17 protein-coding genes and 1 tRNA gene are annotated in these 16,330 nt (G+C 64.9%); 6 read left to right on the top strand and 12 right to left on the bottom strand.

Annotation, left to right across the window (positions count from 1 at the left end; genetic code table 11):
• Positions 1 to 464: 464 nt before the first annotated feature.
• The 3 genes from QZY67_RS09365 (at position 465) to QZY67_RS09355 (ending at position 1,765) form a co-directional block, all read left to right on the top strand.
• Positions 465 to 716 (top strand): YaaL family protein, encoded by a 252-nt coding sequence (locus QZY67_RS09365; protein WP_294533555.1) that lies wholly within the window; start codon positions 465 to 467, stop codon positions 714 to 716.
• 55 nt (positions 717 to 771) lie between these two features.
• On the top strand, positions 772 to 1,038 hold the full coding sequence (locus QZY67_RS09360; RefSeq protein ID WP_294533557.1) for a pro-sigmaK processing inhibitor BofA family protein: 267 nt from the start codon (positions 772 to 774) through the stop codon (positions 1,036 to 1,038).
• Between the two features lie 106 nt (positions 1,039 to 1,144).
• Positions 1,145 to 1,765, top strand: a complete 621-nt coding sequence (locus QZY67_RS09355) for an S-layer homology domain-containing protein (protein WP_295369840.1) — start codon at positions 1,145 to 1,147, stop codon at positions 1,763 to 1,765.
• Positions 1,766 to 2,296: 531 nt separating this feature from the next.
• Here QZY67_RS09355 and QZY67_RS09350 read toward each other — a convergent pair.
• From QZY67_RS09350 to QZY67_RS09305, 10 genes are all read right to left on the bottom strand, one after another.
• Positions 2,297 to 2,372, bottom strand: a tRNA-Gly gene (locus QZY67_RS09350).
• A 66-nt stretch (positions 2,373 to 2,438) separates the two neighbouring features.
• Positions 2,439 to 3,689: a transglutaminase domain-containing protein gene (locus tag QZY67_RS09345; RefSeq protein WP_295369839.1), complete on the bottom strand. Its 1,251-nt coding sequence runs from the start codon at positions 3,687 to 3,689 to the stop codon at positions 2,439 to 2,441.
• A gap of 32 nt (positions 3,690 to 3,721) precedes the next feature.
• Positions 3,722 to 5,815, bottom strand: coding sequence for a penicillin-binding transpeptidase domain-containing protein (locus QZY67_RS09340; protein WP_295369838.1), 2,094 nt, complete (start codon positions 5,813 to 5,815; stop codon positions 3,722 to 3,724).
• A gap of 45 nt (positions 5,816 to 5,860) precedes the next feature.
• Positions 5,861 to 6,370 carry a rod shape-determining protein MreD gene (locus QZY67_RS09335; protein WP_295369837.1) on the bottom strand — a complete coding sequence of 170 codons (510 nt, stop codon included), beginning with the start codon at positions 6,368 to 6,370 and terminating at the stop codon, positions 5,861 to 5,863.
• 12 nt (positions 6,371 to 6,382) lie between these two features.
• Entirely contained in the window at positions 6,383 to 7,225 is an 843-nt protein-coding gene (mreC, locus tag QZY67_RS09330; protein ID WP_295369836.1) for a rod shape-determining protein MreC, read from the bottom strand.
• Positions 7,226 to 7,286: 61 nt separating this feature from the next.
• Positions 7,287 to 7,877 (bottom strand): Maf family protein, encoded by a 591-nt coding sequence (locus tag QZY67_RS09325; protein ID WP_294533573.1) that lies wholly within the window; start codon positions 7,875 to 7,877, stop codon positions 7,287 to 7,289.
• Positions 7,878 to 7,893: 16 nt separating this feature from the next.
• On the bottom strand, positions 7,894 to 8,343 hold the full coding sequence (dut, locus tag QZY67_RS09320) for a dUTP diphosphatase (protein ID WP_295369835.1): 450 nt from the start codon (positions 8,341 to 8,343) through the stop codon (positions 7,894 to 7,896).
• 70 nt (positions 8,344 to 8,413) lie between these two features.
• Complete coding sequence (locus QZY67_RS09315; RefSeq protein WP_295369834.1) at positions 8,414 to 10,486, bottom strand: U32 family peptidase; 2,073 nt, start codon at positions 10,484 to 10,486, stop codon at positions 8,414 to 8,416.
• 90 nt (positions 10,487 to 10,576) lie between these two features.
• Positions 10,577 to 10,897, bottom strand: coding sequence for a cell division protein ZapA (locus QZY67_RS09310; RefSeq protein WP_294533582.1), 321 nt, complete (start codon positions 10,895 to 10,897; stop codon positions 10,577 to 10,579).
• Between the two features lie 301 nt (positions 10,898 to 11,198).
• Entirely contained in the window at positions 11,199 to 11,831 is a 633-nt protein-coding gene (locus QZY67_RS09305; RefSeq protein WP_295369833.1) for a ferritin-like domain-containing protein, read from the bottom strand.
• Positions 11,832 to 12,020: 189 nt separating this feature from the next.
• Between QZY67_RS09305 and QZY67_RS09300 the strand changes: the two genes are divergently transcribed.
• Together QZY67_RS09300 and QZY67_RS09295 are read left to right on the top strand one after the other, a co-directional pair.
• Positions 12,021 to 12,758: an ATP-binding cassette domain-containing protein gene (locus QZY67_RS09300; protein WP_294533589.1), complete on the top strand. Its 738-nt coding sequence runs from the start codon at positions 12,021 to 12,023 to the stop codon at positions 12,756 to 12,758.
• Positions 12,755 to 13,672 carry a SufD family Fe-S cluster assembly protein gene (locus QZY67_RS09295; RefSeq protein ID WP_295369832.1) on the top strand — a complete coding sequence of 306 codons (918 nt, stop codon included), beginning with the start codon at positions 12,755 to 12,757 and terminating at the stop codon, positions 13,670 to 13,672. Before QZY67_RS09300 ends, QZY67_RS09295 begins: the two co-directional genes overlap by 4 nt.
• 61 nt (positions 13,673 to 13,733) lie before the next feature.
• Here the strand turns inward: QZY67_RS09295 and QZY67_RS09290 are convergent, their stop codons facing one another.
• Both QZY67_RS09290 and QZY67_RS09285 read right to left on the bottom strand, forming a co-directional pair.
• Entirely contained in the window at positions 13,734 to 14,240 is a 507-nt protein-coding gene (locus tag QZY67_RS09290; RefSeq protein ID WP_295369831.1) for a SprT-like domain-containing protein, read from the bottom strand.
• 37 nt (positions 14,241 to 14,277) lie between these two features.
• Entirely contained in the window at positions 14,278 to 14,451 is a 174-nt protein-coding gene (locus tag QZY67_RS09285; RefSeq protein WP_295369830.1) for a hypothetical protein, read from the bottom strand.
• Between the two features lie 221 nt (positions 14,452 to 14,672).
• Here QZY67_RS09285 and glpK point away from each other — a divergent pair, with 221 nt between their 5' ends.
• Positions 14,673 to 16,163 (top strand): glycerol kinase GlpK, encoded by a 1,491-nt coding sequence (glpK, locus tag QZY67_RS09280; protein ID WP_295369829.1) that lies wholly within the window; start codon positions 14,673 to 14,675, stop codon positions 16,161 to 16,163.
• Positions 16,164 to 16,330: the final 167 nt, after the last annotated feature.

The raw sequence follows: 16,330 nt of genomic DNA, 5'->3' as shown, positions 1-16,330 counted from the left end.
CGGGGCATTCGATTCCACGCGAGGCGGGCGGCTGCCCCCTCGCGCTCCCCCGCCCCGACACAGCCCGATTCTGTTCAACCAAGGTTTTTTGACAGGCTGGCCGGGGCCGTCTCGGTGAGACGGCCCCGGCCTTGCTTCGCATCCGGCGGGAGAAGCCCTTGTCTCCCCCTGCGCCGGACGGGACAGGGCTGGTTTTTCTGCGGGAGGGGCGGCCTTGGCCGCCGCCCCCCGGCACGTCCCTCCCTTTTCGCCTTTCGCCGTGGGGCAGGGGTCCGCCCGGTTGGGCGGGCCCTGCCGGGCACCGGCTTAAAAAGAGAGGAGGTGCGCTATGCCTTGTCCGAGGGTAGTATGTGCCGTTGTCCGTCCGGTATGTATGGTTATTTTTGGTATAGAGCCTGTCATATTTGTCCAGAATAAGCATAGACTGCACCAGTACTTCACCACACGGAAAGGAGGCCGGTCCCATGGCTGAACCTGCCAGGACCCTGCCGTTTTGCAAAAAGCACCCCTCGCCCCGGGACGAAGAGCGGGACGCCCTGCTGGAGGGGCTCTCCCGCACCCGCACCCTTATCGCCCAGGCCTACTCCGGCTTCAACTCCGCCCGGGACCCGGACCTCATCGAATCCTACGTATTTGAAATCAACGCCCTCCAGGCCCGCTATTCCTACCTGCTCCGCCGGGTCAAGGAGATGGACGGCGCACCGCTGAGAAGATAGGGGCTCTCCGCCCCGCCGCCCGGGCTCCGGCAGACTTTGCGCAGAGGTGAACGCTGTGGAATCCCTGGTGAGTATGCTCCCCTGGCTCCTGGGCGGGCTGGTGCTGGTGGTGGCCATGGCCGCCCTTCAGAAGCCCCTCCGGGGCCTGGTGCGTCTGCTGGGGCGCACCGGCGTGGGGCTGGCCGTCCTGTGGCTGTTCGGCAGGGTGGGCGGGCTCATCGGCGTGACCCTTGGGGTCAACCTGTTCAACGCCCTGGTGCTGGGGGTGCTGGGCGCGCCCGGCTTCGGACTGCTGCTCATGCTCTCCTGGGCCCTGCGGTAGGGACGCATTTTGCCGGTTTTTTGACAAAAAGGGCCGGCGTTCACAGATTTGTAAAATTGATGTGATATGCTTGTTTCGATTTTAATGGAAGCAGGTGTACCACCCCATGAAACGCAGAATTCTCGCCTCTCTGTGCGCCCTGAGCCTGGCGCTGTGCCTGGCTCCCATGGCATGGGCCGCTGACTATACCGACGTAAAGGGCGGCGCCTGGTATGCCGACGCGGTGCAGACCGTGACGGACAAGGGACTGATGAACGGCACCAACGCCACCTCCTTCTCCCCCAGCGCCTATGTGACCCGTGCCACTGTCGTCACGGTGCTGTGGCGCCTGGAGGGCTGTCCCGAGCCCGCCAGCCAGACCGGCTTCCCCGACGTGGCCGCGGGCAGCTGGTGTGACCAGGCCGTCCGCTGGGCCAGAGAGACCATGATTGCCGACGGATACAGCGACGGCACCTTCGGCGCCGACGACCCGGTGACCCGGGAGCAGCTGGCCCTGTTCCTCAGCCGCTATACCTATTATAAGGGCCATACCCTGGCCGAGGGCATGCTCACTCTCTACCCCGACGGGGACAAGGTGTCCAAGTGGGCGGTGGACGGCATGAAGCATGCGGTGGGCGCCGGTCTCATCACCGGCACCAGCGCCGGCACCCTCAGCCCTCTGGGGTATACCACCCGGGCCGAGCTGGCCGTCATTCTGGTGCGCCTGATGACCCCCGCCGCCGGCTGACAGGCTGATAAAAATAGCCGCACTGAAAATTTTCAGTGCGGTTATTTTTTATCTTTTGCGCTTTACAGCCTCGTTTTCCGCTGCCTTTTTCCGTACGCAGAGGCTTGCGGCGAGCTGGAAGGGGCGGTTAAAGTCGATATTTTCAGCTTTGGGACTGTTAGAAGAAATACTGCCCAACGGCCCTTCTGGGCCGCGCGCCGAGTGGCGCTTAAATTCCCGGCCACAGGCCGGAAATTGCGCAGGGCGGCTTTGTTGCCGACCCCGAGCATTCAAATATCGAAGGGCGGAGGCCGCCTCTGGCGGCCGGAACCCAAAACAAAAGGACATCCTTTCGGATATCCTTTTGTTTTGGAGCGGGTGACGAGGCTCGAACTCGCTTCCCGGCATCCCACGAATGGCCTGCGGCCATTCGCAGGAACCCTGCCTCACCTCGGTTTTGCATGCGCGCCTCGCGCACGCGGGTGGAGGCAGCGAGTTCCGCTTCCTCATGAAAAAAGCAGGACATCCAATTCTGGACGTCCTGCTTTACTCTGGAGCGGGTGACGAGGCTCGAACTCGCTACCTCCACCTTGGCAAGGTGGCGCTCTACCAGATGAGCTACACCCGCAAGCGACAGACGTTATTATAGCCGAACTTTCTTCATCTGTCAACTCTTTTTTCATTTTTTCTCAATTTAATTTTTCCTGCCCGGAACGTCCGCCGACATCAGGTCTCCCCCCTCCCCGGAAGGGGTGGGAATCTCAGAGGGTGACGGGCCAGCTGAGGGAAGGGGAATATCAGACGGCAGGACGGTCTCCTCCGCTGGGGGCTGGAGACCGCAGCTGGGAAACTCCTCCCGGTTCCACTGATAGCCCTGCTCCACCATCTCCGCGTCCTGGAGGGCAAAGCCGTCGGCACGGGTGGCGTCCACGTGGCGGCTCTCGCCGTCATCCAGAGTGACGATGTTCCAGTACCACCCGGCGCCGTCCAGCGTACCGGACACCACGGTGCACTCAATCCCCGAGTACTGGCACAGCAGCTGGCAGGCCAGGGCCATGCCCTCGCTGTCCGCCCGCCCCTCCACCAGGGCGGAGTAGGCGGTGTTGGCCTTATGTCCCTCGCTGTCCTGCAGGCTGTACTGGGCGGTATCCCGCAGCAGGTCAAAGAGGGTTCTGATCCCCTCCTGATCCCCGTCCACCTCCAGCCGGGAGCCGATGCTGCTCAACCGGGCCGCCAGCCGCTCTTTCTTCCTCTGAAGCAGCTCCGGGTCCTCCGGGTAGCTGAGCTGAATCTCCACAATCCGCACCCCGCCGGGGGCTGTCTCCTCCCCCTCGGGCAGGCCGGGGTAGATGGACACCGCCACCTCCGGCATGCCCAGGGCTGCCTCGGGCGTGTCGTAGTAGGCCTGACGGACCAGCTCCCGGATAAACTCCTCATCCTCGTTGAAATAAGTCACCCGCAGCGCCGCCTCCGCACCGAAGGCGCGCAGGGTGTCCCGCAGCTCCTCCCGAATGGCGCTGGTACCGGTGACCGAGACAATGCTCTTCATCTGGTCCTGGGTGCGGCGGTAGCTGATATACACGCTCACCTCGTAATAGGAGACAATATAGGAGGTCTGGGGCCTGATGTAGCTGACGGCATAGGCCCCCAGGGGGTACTCCTGGACGGCGTAGAGACAGGCGGCGTCCACGTCGGCCTCCGCGTCCCCCCGTTCAGGGGTGTAGTTGGACAGGTGGACCACGCCGTAGGACATGCCCTGGTCAATAAAATACAGGACGGCGTCCTCCAGCTGCTGGTAATTCTCGGCAGTAATCACGTCGCCGTCGGAGGCGGGGCCGTCGTCATGGGGCTGGACCACGGTGTAGTTGTGGTCCAGCATGGAGGTGCAGCCGCCCAGTCCCAGGGCCAGCAGCAGGACCAGTATGGCAGTCAGGGCACGCTTCACGGCCAGTGCCTCCCTTCCTTTTCAGATGCCCCTCAGTGGAGCAGCTCATTCTCCCCGTCCACCGACTCCATGGTGGTGCCGGTGCTGAAGTAGTAGGACAGGATCTCGGCGGCAATGCCCGCCAGGTCCGTGCCGCTGCCGCCGTGCTCCACCACCACGGAGACGGCGATCTCCGGGTCGTCGTAGGGCGCGAAGCAGACCAGCACGGCGTTGGACTCGCTGTTTACCTGTCCCACCTGGGCGGTGCCCGTCTTGGCGCCCACCTCCACCGGCAGGTCGGCAAAGGCGCTTCTGACGCTGCCCTCGTTGGCCATCAGATACATGCCGTACTTGACCGCCTCCAGGTTCTCCTGGCTGATGTCCACGCTGTCCAGCAGCTGGGGCTCATACTCATAGATCACCTCAGAGAAGTCGCTGGACTTGACGTTTTGGAGGATGTGGGTGGCGTACCGGTCGCCGCCGTTGACCAGAGTGGCAATGTAGTTGGCCAGCTGGAGAGGGGTGACCTGGGTATTGCCCTGTCCGATGGCGGCGGAGAGCAGGTCACCGCCGTACCAGGTGGTGCCCAGCTCCTCGCTGGTCTCGGGACCGGCCACCCGGCCGCTGTACCCGCCCAGCTCAAAGCCGGTGCTCTCCCCCAGGCCGAACATGGAGGCGTACTGGCCGATGAGGTCGATGCCCAGCCGGTCGCCCAGGGTGTAGAAGTAGATGTTGCAGGAGTCCTTGATGGCGTTGGCCATGTCCTCCATGCCGTGGCTGCCGCCGTACTGGAGGTAGTACCAGCAGGCGGGGTGGTAGTCGCCGTAGGGGTACTTCTCCCCCTCGGGGTACCGGAAGCGGCCGGTGTCCAGGATTTTCTCCGTGGTGGTCACCAGTCCCTCCTGGAGGGCCGCCACACCCACAATCATCTTGAAGGTGGAGCCCGGGGAGTACAGGCCGTTGATGGCCCGGTTGTTGAAGGGCTCCAGGGGGTTGTTGAGGGTCTCATTGTAGAGGGCGGTGTCGCTGTAAATGGTGGTCAGGTCGTAGGTGGGGTAGGAGGCCATGGCCAGTATGCCTCCGGTCATGTCGGTCACCACCACGGCGCCGCCCTCGGTGTACTCCGACTCCAGGCTCTCAATGCCGTTGGCCAGGGCCCGCTCGGCCGCCTCCTGGAGGCGGATGTCAATGGTCAGGCTCACGTTGCCCCCCGGCTCCGGCTCCAGCGTCTCGCCGGTCTCGCTGTCGGTAAGCCAGTACTGTGAGACAACCTTGCCGTCTGTGTTGGTGTTGATGGCCCGCTGTCCCGCAGTGCCCTTCAGGTAGGACTCAAAGGCCAGCTCCACGCCGTCCTTGCCCACGGTGTCGTCCATCTGGTACCCGTCGATGTTCTTGTAGTACTCCCAGTCGTCTGAATACATGCTGCCCACCCGGCCCAGCAGATGGGCGGCGTAGGTGGTGTTGTACTGCCGGACGGTGGTGGGCTCGATGGTGACGCCCACCAGCCCCTCCTCCTTGACCCGGGAGATAAAGTCGATGTCCACGTCCTTGGCGAACACGTAGGAGGTGCGCAGGATGTCCAGGCTGCGCATGCGCACCTCGCACAGCACCCCCACCAGGGCCCGGCCGTCCTCGGCGGAGACGCTCTCGTCCACCTTGTAGAACTCCCGCATCCTGGCCAGCAGGATGTCGGGCCCCTGCTCAGCCGCGTCGGTCCACTTCATCTGCTCCAGGAATGCCTCATACCGGGCCTGGCCGGCCTCGGTGAGGGTGTCGGTATAGGTGAAGGGCTCGGTCATGGAGATGGGCAGCACCTCGTCGGTCCACTCCACCCCCTCCTCCCGGCAGATCTCCAGCAGGGCGAGCAGGTTGGGGTTGCGCTCGGCCTCCTCCCCCATGATGGAGGTGTCCAGCGTGACCTGATAGACCGTCCTGTTGGACACCAGCACCCGGCCGTACCGGTCCAGAATCTGGCCCCGGGCGGCCTCCACGGTCTCGGTCTTGGTGATGTTGCGCACGGATCTCTCCCGGTAGTCGGCGCCGTGAACAATCTGGAGATTGTGGAGCACGGCGGTAAAGATGGCGATGACGAGCACCAGGATCAGGGTGATGACCCGGAGGCGGGCGCGGAACTGTCTGGCTTCCAAGGGGTACCTCCTTACAGGCGGCCCGGGGCATGGGTGCGCCGGGGATTAGAACAGGGTTGCGAACTGGGTCCGGCTCCAGACCCAGTGGAAGATGGCGTAGAGCAGAGGGGTAAAAAGCATGGAAAAGAGAAATTCGGGGGCGGCCACCCGCAGCAGGGCGGCCAGGTCGGCCACCTGGAACAGCAACCGCCATCCCACCCGGAAGAGTTCAATGAGGAAGAGCCCGGCGGCGGAGCAGAGCACGCAGCCCACCAGGTTCTGCCGCACCAGGTACTGGGCGGTGATGCCCGCTGCCGCGCCCAGCAGGGTGAGAGAGAGGGTCATGGCGCCGTTGGTGCCGTAGATCGCGTCGCACACCACGCCCACCGCCATGCCAAAGCCCGCCCCCGAGGCGCCCCCCTCCAGCACGGCCACCGCAATGGCCGCCAGAGGCAGCAGGGTGGGCGACACGCCGAAGAGGGAGATGCGGCTGAGGACGTATACCTCCAGAAACCACACGGGCAGGAGGGCCAGGCCGTAGACCAGCCATTTTGTGAGGAAATCCCGCTGTGTCATCTGGCCGCCCCCTTACTCCACAATGTCAAAATCGGTGATGACAAACACCTGCTGCAGGTCGGTCAGGTCTGCGGTGGGGGTGATGACGGCGTACCGGGTCATGCCCGAGTCGTCGGTGTGGACCGTGTCCACCGTGCCCACCAGCAGCCCCGCCGGGTACACGCCGCCCCGGCCGGAGGTGAGCACCTCGTCCCCGGACACCAGATCGGCGTTTTCAGGCAGGTAGCTCAGCTTCAGCTTGCCCGCCCCCATGAGGGCGAAGTCCCCCTCCAGGATGGCGGCGGTGTCGGTGCGGGCCAGGATGCCGCCCATCTCGGTGTCGGTGTCGATGATGGTGGTGACGGTGGCCCAGTTGAGCCCCACCGTGGTGACCACGCCCACCAGATTGCCGTACTGGTCGATGACGCAATCGTCGGCGGCAATGCCCATGTTCTCCCCCTTGCTGATAGTGAAGGTGGAGTACCAGTTGGTGGACTCCACGGCTGTGACGGTGGCCGACTCCAGCGTCAGGTCCCGACGCTGCTCCCGCAGGCCCAGCAGGCTGCGCAGCCGCTCGTTCTCCCGGCTGTCGGCCTCGGCCTGGCGGACCTTCTCCTCCATCTCGGCAATCTGGATTTTCAGCTGCTCGTTCTCCTCCACCAGCTGGTCGTACTGGAAGGCGTAGTCGTACACCCCCTCCACCCAGCCCACAAAGGCGTTGATGCCGTTGCGCACCGGCGTGGTGACAAAGCCCACGGCGTTGGCGATGGGGTTGGCCGTCCCCCCCAGGAGGACGGAGGTCACCAGCGTAATGAGGGCCAGCAGCACCGCGATAATGAGAATGAGCAAGCCGTTATGGCGGAAAAAGTCTTTCAAAGCAACCTCCACCCGCGCCAAAGCGGGTCTTTCCAGCAGTTGTGTTCTCAGGCGGGGCGTCTTACCCCTGGGCGGCCAGCTTGAGGCAGTCCACCCCGAAGCGGGCGAGCATGCCGCTCAGGCGGCACACCGGCAGGCCCATCACATTGTAGTAGTCGCCGCTGATGCCCTGGATAAGCAGAGCGCCGTAGCCCTGGATGCCGTAGGCCCCGGCCTTGTCCATGGGCTCGCCGGTGGCGATATAGTGCTCAATCTCCTCCTCGCTCAGCTCCCGGAAGGTGACGTCGGTGACCTCGTGGGCGGTCTGCTTCTCCCCGCCCCGGCAGACGGTGACGCCGGTGTACACCTGATGGCGCACGCCGGAGAGGGCGGAGAGCATCTTGAAGGCGTCCAGCTCGTCGGCGGGCTTGCCCAGCACCGCCCCCTCCAGGGCCACCACCGTGTCGGCGGCGATGACGATGGCGTCCTCTCCCGCCCTGCCGGCCACGGCGGCCGCCTTCTCGGCGGACAGGCGGCGGACCAGCTCCTCGGGGGGCAGGCCGTGAAATACGCTCTCGTCCACATTGGGGGAGATGGTCTCAAAGTCCCGGATGCCCATCCGCTCCAGCAGCTCCTTCCGCCGGGGGGACTGGGACGCAAGAATAATGTTCATGTTCTGACGCTCCTTTTTACTTTCCGGTGGAGCCGAAGCCGCCCTGGCCCCGCTCGGTCTCGTCCAGGCTGCCGCACACCTCCAGCTGGGCCTGGACCACCGGCATCACCGCCAGCTGGGCGATGCGGTCCCCGGGGGAGACGGTGTAGGGCGTGTCGGACAGGTTGGTGAGGCCCACCCGGATCTCTCCCCGGTAGTCGCTGTCAATGACGCCCACGCCGTTGGAGAGGGTGACGCCGTGCTTGATGCCCAGGCCGGAGCGGGCGAACACCAGGGCCACGTACTCCGCCGATGGCAGGGCGATGGCGATGCCGGTGGGGATGCTCACCAGGGCCCGGGGCGCCACCGTCACCGGCTCGTCCACGCAGGCGCACAGGTCCATTGCCGCCGCGCCGGCGCTGGCGTAAAAGGGTGCGGGGATCTCCTTCCCGATTTTCGGGGATACATACTTGATTTTCAGGTTCATATTGCCTCCAAAGGGCCGGCGGCCCCCATGTTTTGATATGTTCTCAGTATGCCCGGAATGCACCCGGGCGTTACTCCACGTCCCGGTAGTACAGACCTCTGGTGTACTCGCCGGGGGTCCAGTCCCCTGTCCCCCGGTACCGGGCGGCCACCCTGGCGCACTCGTCGGGGGTCTCGGTGGTGAACATGAGCCGCTGGGCCCACAGGCCCACCCGCTGGTAGTCCCCCTGCCGGTCGGCCAGGAACAGCTTCTGGCAGTTGAGGATCTCGTTGCGGCAGCCCGGCGCCTTCACCACCGGGAACTGCTTGCCCTTCCGGTCGGTGAGCAGGTTTTCATTGTGGCAGTTGCAGCGGCCGGTGCGGTTTTTGATGACGCAGCTCTCCATGATCATCAGCGGCAGGCGGCCGTAGGTGATGAGCTCGGTGTCCATGGGCTTGGAGATGTCCCGGACCTGGGCCAGCTTCAGCTCAAAGGACAGGGCGGCCGACACCAGGCCCATCTTCTTCAGCTCCTTGAGGGCCTGGGCGTTGTATACCTCCAGGCCGTAGTCGCCCCGGAGGGTGAAGCCCAGCTCTTTGGCGATGGGCAGCATGCCCAGGTTGCCCACCAGGGCGTCGGTGACCCCCAGCTCTCTGGCCTTCTCCAGCTGCTTGACCAGCTCGTCCCGCTCCCGGTCCCATGCCACACGGGGCAGGGTGACGGCCAAGCGGCCCCTGGCCAGCTCCACGGTCTCCGGGTGGGCGTACAGCTCACCAGCGGGCACATAGACCAGGGTGGGGTCCTGCTCCATCAGAGCGGCGGTGACCTGGTCAGCCCTGAGGACGGACACGGTCAGCTCGGGGGCTTCCTTCCGGTTGTTGTACCGGGCGCCGGGGTGGAACTCCCCGCTGCGCCGCTGGGGCACCGCGGTGCGCTGGCGGGACAGGTCCTCCAGCACCTCACGCCGCATGGCGTTGAGGGCGGACAGGGGCAGGGACAGCCCGTCCTCCACCAGGGCCCGCACCCTGTCGCAGCGGTAGGGGGTGCCGCCGGTCTTGGAGAGCTGCTCCTCCACCTGCTCCGTGGTAATGGCGCGGGTGCGGGCGGCCTCGGGTACGGGGCCCTTGACGGTGGCCACCCGGCCGGCGCTGTCCTCCACGCCCACCTGGGCGGGCTCGCCGGGACGGACCATGGCGTAGAAGGTGACGGGCACACGGGGATTCTCCCGCTGATACATGGCCCGTGCCTGGGCAAAGAGCTCCCTGGGCTCCCTGGTCTCCTGCCGGACGCCGAACATGTCCGGCCCCTGCCTGTCCATGTAGAACCCGTCGGTAAAGCCCTGGCGGGAGAAGGCTGCGGTGAGCTGCTCAATCTCCTCGGCCGTGGGCTCCCGGTTCTCTTTGATGGCCTTTGCGTAGATGGAGATGACCACCGCCACGTACTCGGGCCGCTTCATGCGGCCCTCAATCTTCAGGCAGGCCACGCCCATCCGCTTGAGCTCCTGGATGTGTCCGGCCATGGACATGTCCTTGAGGGACAGGGGGTTGCCGTCGGCTTTGCCGTTCCAGCCGTACTTGAGGCGGCAGGGCTGGGCGCACAATCCCCGGTTGCCCGACCGGCCTCCAATCATGGAGGACATGAAGCACTGGCCGGAGTAGCACATGCACAGGGCGCCGTGGCCGAAGACCTCAATCTCAATGGGGGAGTTCTGGCAGATATAGGCGATCTGGTCCCGGGACAGCTCCCGGGACAGGACTACCCGGGTCATCCCCAGGTCGGCGCACAGCTTCACGCCGTCCAGGTTGTGGACGGTCATCTGGGTGGAGGCGTGGACGGGCAGGTCGGGGGAGGCCTGCCGCAGCACCCGCAGCATGCCCAGGTCCTGAACCAGCACCGCGTCCACCCCGATCTCCCCGGCCTCGGCGGCCAGCCGGGCGCCCTCGGGCAGCTCCCGGTCGGTGAGCAGGGTGTTGAGGGTGAGGTACACCTTCACCCCCCGCAGATGGCAGTAAGAAACCGCCGCCGCAAATTCCTCCCGGGAGAAATTCTTCGCGTTGCGGCGGGCGTTGAAATCACCGTATCCCATGTAGACCGCGTCTGCACCGGCCTGTACGGCGGCGGTCACCGCCTCCATGGAGCCGGCGGGGGCCAGCAGTTCCAGCATAGCGTCCTCCTTCATTTCTTCTCTGGTGTACAAATAAAAGGGCCGCCGTTCCGCCGGGACAATCCCGCCGGAGGGCGGCCCCTCTGCGTTTTACTGCTTCTTCTGGTTCTGGAGCTTGAAGATCTCGCGCTTTGCCTCGCTCAGCTCCATCTTCAGCTTGGTGGCCTCCTCCAGGTACTCCTTGAGCTGGCGGCGCAGGTTCTCGCTGGCCTCCACCTCCTTGAAGTACTCGTCGGCGATGTTGACGGCGGTGAGCACCGCGCCGTCCACCAGGGAGACCCGGGCGCCCTCCAGCACCTGCTTCATCTGGGCGTCCACATGCTGCGCCACCTTCTCCACATAGCCCTGATCCTCGGTGGCCACAAGGGTATATTCCTGTCCGGCGATGGTGACTGTGACGCGGTTTTTCATGGCGACCCCTCCTGTCCCGGCGGCGCTCTCCGCCGTCCGGGAAAATCTCTGCTGTATTTCCGGCTTGGCCGGAGCGATGTATTTTCGGTAAATTTTATTATAATGCGTATGCGGCAAAACCACAAGCCTTGAAAGCCGGGGCTTGCAGGGCGGTCCTCTGTGGGGCGATACCCAGCGTACCCTGGGAATAAACCGCACAGCAGTTTATTCAACAGACAATATTATAGCATACGCACAGGTCTTTTTGAATGAATTATTTATAAATTTTCCTGCTTCTCCTCCGCCGTCTCTGGGACTGTTTTTACAGCCGCTCCAGGATGCCCCGGATGATCCCGGCGTGGGCCTCCTCGTCCCCGGCCAGCTCCAGGTAGAGCTCCCGGAGGGCGCTGTCCCCGGTGTGCCCGGCGGCGGTGCGGTAGGCCTCCGCGCCCTTTCGCTCAGCCCAGTAGCGCCGCCGCAGAATGGCCATCCAGCCCTCTCTGGGCAGCTCCGGCTCCGCCGGAGGCCAGAACTTCACCCCGGACAGCAGAAAATAGGCCGCCGACAGCCGTCCGGCGTGGCGCCGCTCATCAGCCGCCATCCCCATCAGCGCCCGTCCATTCCCGCCGGGTATCCGCCGGGCCAGGGTCTGGTAGGTCCGCCAGTCGGACAGCTCGTCGGCGATAAAGGCCTGAAGCACCGCCCCGTCCCCGCCGGACACCTCCGCCGGAACGGGGACCAGCGCCGCCCCGCGCTCCTCCGGCGGAAGGGCGGGGGGCGGGACCGGCGCCCCCTCCCGCCCCTCCGCAGTCTGGGCGGCGGGCTCCGCTTCCTCCGAATAGAGGGTAAAGGGGCAGTCGGATCGGTCCTCCGGCATTACCCGCCGCCACACCCGTTCAAATACCTCCCGGTCCGCCCCGCACTGGCCGGGCCCCAGGTTGTTCTGCTCGCTCATCGGGCCTCTCCTCCTGTTATTTCAGAGTTTTCAGACCATACTATGCCAGAAGGAGGGAAATTGCGACCCATTGAACACTTGTATTCCTAGCTAAATAGTGGTATAACTATATCCAGACTTGTCCAAACACTCTGGGCAACACCGCAGGCATAATTGTGCGGGGTTGCCTCTACAAAGGAGTCAACATATATGCTGGAAATTCGCGATCTCCGCTATGAGGTGGATGACGGCGACCGCACCCTGGGCATTCTCCAGGGCATCAGCCTCACCATCCCTGAGCACAAGTTTATCGTGGTCACCGGCCCCAACGGCGGCGGCAAGACCACCCTGGCCAAGGCCATTATGGGCATTGTGGAGCCCACCGGCGGCCAGATTCTCTGGAACGGCCAGGACGTGACCCACATGAGCATCACCGACCGGGCCCGGCTGGGCATCAGCTACGGCTTCCAGCAGCCCCCCCGGTTCAAGGGCCTGCGGGTGCGGGACCTGCTGTCCATGGCCGCGGGCAATGACAAGCTGACCCGGGACGAGGCCTGCCAGTACCTGACCCGGGTGGGCCTGTGCGCCAAGGACTACATTGACCGGGAGGTGGACACCTCCCTCTCGGGCGGCGAGGTCAAGCGCATCGAGATCGCCACCATCCTGGCCCGGAAGTCGGGCCTGATGATCTTCGACGAGCCGGAGGCCGGCATTGACCTGTGGTCCTTCGCCCGGCTGACCGAGACCTTCCGGGATATCCACGACCGGCGGGACGCCACCCTCATTGTCATCTCCCACCAGGAGCGGATCATCGACCTGGCCGACGAGATCATCATGGTCTCCGGCGGCCAGATCGTCAAGCAGGGCCCCAAGGACCAGATTTTCCCCGAAATTCTGGCCAACACCATCTCCGGATGCAGCTATCTCACTGAGGGGGCGAAGGCATGAACCAGGTAGATATTCAGCTCCTGCGTGAAATCGCGGACCTGGAGCGCACCCCCCAGGGTGCCTACAACATCCGCAAGAACGGCCAGCTGGAGGGCCGCTCCAGCTCAGCCAACATCACCATCGAGTCCAAAACCGACAAGCCGGGCATTGACATCCACATCGCACCGGGCACCAGGCACGAGTCGGTCCACATCCCGGTCATCGTCACCCAGACCGGCCTGAAGGACCTGGTGTACAACGACTTCTATATCGGCGAGGACTGCGACGTGGACATTGTGGCCGGCTGCGGCATCCACAACTCCGGCTGCGAGACCGCCGAGCACGACGGCATCCACACCTTCTACGTGGGCAAGAACGCCCGGGTGCGGTACGTGGAGAAGCACTACGGCGAGGGCGATGGTACCGGCCAGCGCATCCTCAACCCCCAGACCGTGGTCTATCTGGAGGAGGGCGCCTTCATCCAGCTGGACACCACCCAGATCAAGGGCGTAGACTCCACCAAGCGTGAGACCAAGATTGTGGTGGGTCCCCATGCCGAGGCGGTGGTCAACGAGAAGCTGCTCACCCACGGCAGCCAGACCGCCGAGAGCGACATGGAGATCATCCTGGACGGCGAGGACGCCAGCGGCCGGGTTATCTCCCGCTCGGTAGCCCAGGACAGCTCCCAGCAGGTGTTCTACCCCCGCATGACGGGCAACGCCAAGTGCTTCGGCCACGTCCAGTGCGACTCCATCATCATGGGAGAGGCCAAAATCTCCTCCATTCCCGCCATCTCCGCCAACCATGTGGACGCCCAGCTGGTCCACGAGGCGGCCATCGGCCGCATCGCCGGGGACCAGATCACCAAGCTGATGACCCTGGGCCTCACGGAGGAGGAGGCGGAGGAGCGCATCCTCAACGGCTTCCTCCACTGAGGTTCTGCAAATATGTATGGAAGAATCGGGTCCCGGCACAATACCGGGACCCGATTCTTCTCTATTTGTCTCCCGGGCCCTGCTTCAGCTCCAGCCGCCCGCCGCAGCGGCAGCGGTACCGCTCCGGGTGGCGCACCAGGCTGGAGGCCCGGGCCCGTACAAACTCCGTCCCACAGCGGGTACACACCAGCACATACCGGGCCTCCTTCTGCTCGGGCAGGCCCAGGGCCTCCCAGGTGCCGGTACGGGAGATGTGATAGCCCCAGCGCCGGTTCATCCGCCCGGCGTAGGTCTGCCACCGGGGCCCGTGGTTGCCGCAGCCCCGGCAGGTGTGGATCACCTCGTGGGCCAGCACCTCCCGCACCGCCGCCTCCCCCGCCGGCAGCAGCCGGGCGGAGATCTCGATGATATACCCCTCTGCAGTGGGGCGGCAGCAGCCCAGCCGGGCCACCGCCCGGGTGTTGAGCCGGACGTGGGGGTCAATGCGGTCCAGTGGCACAGGCACCAGTGCCTCCCTGGCCTCCTTCACCACCCGGGCCAGCAGGGCGTCCACCTCTTTTTCCTCCATCTCCATTTCTCCTCCGCCGTTCTGATGTTCCCTCCTATTATAATGCGTATTGAACAGAGCCACAAGCCTTGAAGCCCAAGGCTTTCAAGGCCAAATGGCTTTGTTCAAGTGCAGTGTTTTTGGACAATTTCGTCCAAAAACCTTGCACCTTCCACTGGCGCATTGAAACGCGCCAGTGGAAATACGCATTGCAGTAATGGCTGAATTCCACAAAAGCGGCTCCTTTGAGCCGTTTTTATGGAATTGTGCGGCTGTGCCGCACGAATAAACCGCAAAGCGGTTTATTCAGCAGACATTATTATACCACGCCCCCCCGCCGCGGAAAAGGGCGGCGGAAACTGCTGTCCAAGCGGGGCGGAGTGTGGTAGAATAGAGCTGACAACCACTGCCCGGGCCGTCTGACCGGCGGCCGGCTTGACAGGAGGCATCGCCATGGGCAAGTATATTCTGGCGCTGGACCAGGGGACCACCAGCTCCCGCGCCATCCTTTTTGACAGCCAGCAGAACATTGTGGGCCTCTCCCAGAAGGAATTCACCCAGATCTACCCCCGGGAGGGCTGGGTGGAGCACGACGCCATGGAGATCTGGTCCTCCCAGTATGCGGTGATGATGGAGGTCATCGCCCAGACCGGCGTGTCCCCGGCGGAGATAGCGGCCATCGGCATCACCAACCAGCGGGAGACCACCATCCTGTGGGACCGCGCCACCGGGCGGCCCATCCACAACGCCATTGTGTGGCAGTGCCGCCGGACGGCGGAGATCGTGGACAGCCTCATTGCCGGCGGCCTGGGGGACCACATCCGGGCCGTCACCGGCCTTATCCCGGACGCCTACTTCTCCGGCACCAAGATCAAGTGGATTCTGGACCACGTGGAGGGGGCCAGGGAGCGGGCCCGCCGGGGGGAGATTCTCTTCGGCACGGTGGACAGCTGGCTGCTGTGGAAGCTGACCGGCGGGACGGTCCACGCCACCGATGTGACCAACGCCTCCCGCACCATGCTCTTTGACATCCACCGCCTGGACTGGGACGACACCCTGCTCCAGGCTCTGGACATCCCCCGGGCCATGCTGCCCCAGGTGCGCTCCTCCAGCGAGATCTACGGCTACGCCGACATCCAGGGGGTCCGGGTGCCCATCGCGGGCATGGCGGGGGACCAGCAGGCCGCCCTCTTCGGCCAGACCTGTTTCTCCCCCGGCGACGCCAAGAACACCTACGGCACGGGCTGCTTCCTGCTGATGAACACCGGCTCCACCCCCTGCGAGAGCAAAAACGGCCTGCTCACCACCATCGCCATCGGCCTGGACGGGGGCGTGCAGTACGCCCTGGAGGGCTCTGTGTTTGTAGGCGGGGCGGTGATCCAGTGGCTGCGGGACGAGATGCACTTTTTCACCGAGAGCCGGGACGCGGAGTACTACGCCCGGAAGGTGCCCGACAACGGGGGCGTGTACCTGGTGCCCGCCTTCACCGGCCTGGGGGCCCCCTACTGGGACATGTACGCCCGGGGCTGCATCGTGGGCCTGACCCGGGGGACCCGGCGGGAGCACATCATCCGGGCGGCCCAGGAGTCCATCGCCTACCAGGTGGCCGACCTGGTGCGGGCCATGGAGGCGGACACCGGCGTACCTCTCACCCAGCTGAAGGCGGACGGCGGCGCCAGCCGGGACCGGTTCCTCATGCAGTTCCAGGCGGACATTCTGGACCGGCAGGTCCGCCGGCCCATGATACGGGAGACCACCGCCCTGGGCGCGGCCTATCTGGCCGGGCTGGCCGCCGGGGTGTGGCGGGACCGGGAGGAACTCAGGCGCCTCTGGGTCTGCGACACCGCCTACACCCCCGACATGGACCCCGCCCGCCGCGCCGCCCTCATGGACGGCTGGCACCGGGCGGTGGGCCGCAGCCGGGGCTGGGCCGGCGGCGTGTAAGCCGCTTTTTGCGGGGCTTCGCCTTCCTCCCCCCGGATTCTCCAGGTCCCGGGCTTATTCGCCCGGGACCTCAGGCTGTCGAAAAAGTCCCTGGACTTTTTCGACAGCCTTCAAAAATGCCGTTACTTTCGCGCCGCACAGCGGCGCAAAAGTCCTCGCTCCGCTCC

It is taken from the genome of uncultured Pseudoflavonifractor sp., from assembly GCA_904419835.1.
GTDB lineage: Bacteria > Bacillota > Clostridia > Oscillospirales > Oscillospiraceae > Pseudoflavonifractor.
This window is presented reverse-complemented; position numbering and strand designations above follow the sequence as displayed.

Bases quoted from the DNA above. Each gene is read 5' to 3' on its own strand.
- QZY67_RS09365 (WP_294533555.1), top strand. From the start codon at position 465: ATGGCTGAACCTGCCAGGACCCTGCCGTTTTGCAAAAAGCACCCCTCG.
- dut (WP_295369835.1), bottom strand. From the start codon at position 8,343: ATGAACCTGAAAATCAAGTATGTATCCCCGAAAATCGGGAAGGAGATC.
- QZY67_RS09335 (WP_295369837.1), bottom strand. From the start codon at position 6,370: ATGACACAGCGGGATTTCCTCACAAAATGGCTGGTCTACGGCCTGGCC.
- QZY67_RS09300 (WP_294533589.1), top strand. From the start codon at position 12,021: ATGCTGGAAATTCGCGATCTCCGCTATGAGGTGGATGACGGCGACCGC.
- QZY67_RS09295 (WP_295369832.1), top strand. From the start codon at position 12,755: ATGAACCAGGTAGATATTCAGCTCCTGCGTGAAATCGCGGACCTGGAG.
- glpK (WP_295369829.1), top strand. From the start codon at position 14,673: ATGGGCAAGTATATTCTGGCGCTGGACCAGGGGACCACCAGCTCCCGC.
- QZY67_RS09310 (WP_294533582.1), bottom strand. From the start codon at position 10,897: ATGAAAAACCGCGTCACAGTCACCATCGCCGGACAGGAATATACCCTT.
- QZY67_RS09325 (WP_294533573.1), bottom strand. From the start codon at position 7,877: ATGAACATTATTCTTGCGTCCCAGTCCCCCCGGCGGAAGGAGCTGCTG.
- QZY67_RS09290 (WP_295369831.1), bottom strand. From the start codon at position 14,240: ATGGAGGAAAAAGAGGTGGACGCCCTGCTGGCCCGGGTGGTGAAGGAG.
- QZY67_RS09315 (WP_295369834.1), bottom strand. From the start codon at position 10,486: ATGCTGGAACTGCTGGCCCCCGCCGGCTCCATGGAGGCGGTGACCGCC.
- QZY67_RS09305 (WP_295369833.1), bottom strand. From the start codon at position 11,831: ATGAGCGAGCAGAACAACCTGGGGCCCGGCCAGTGCGGGGCGGACCGG.
- QZY67_RS09355 (WP_295369840.1), top strand. From the start codon at position 1,145: ATGAAACGCAGAATTCTCGCCTCTCTGTGCGCCCTGAGCCTGGCGCTG.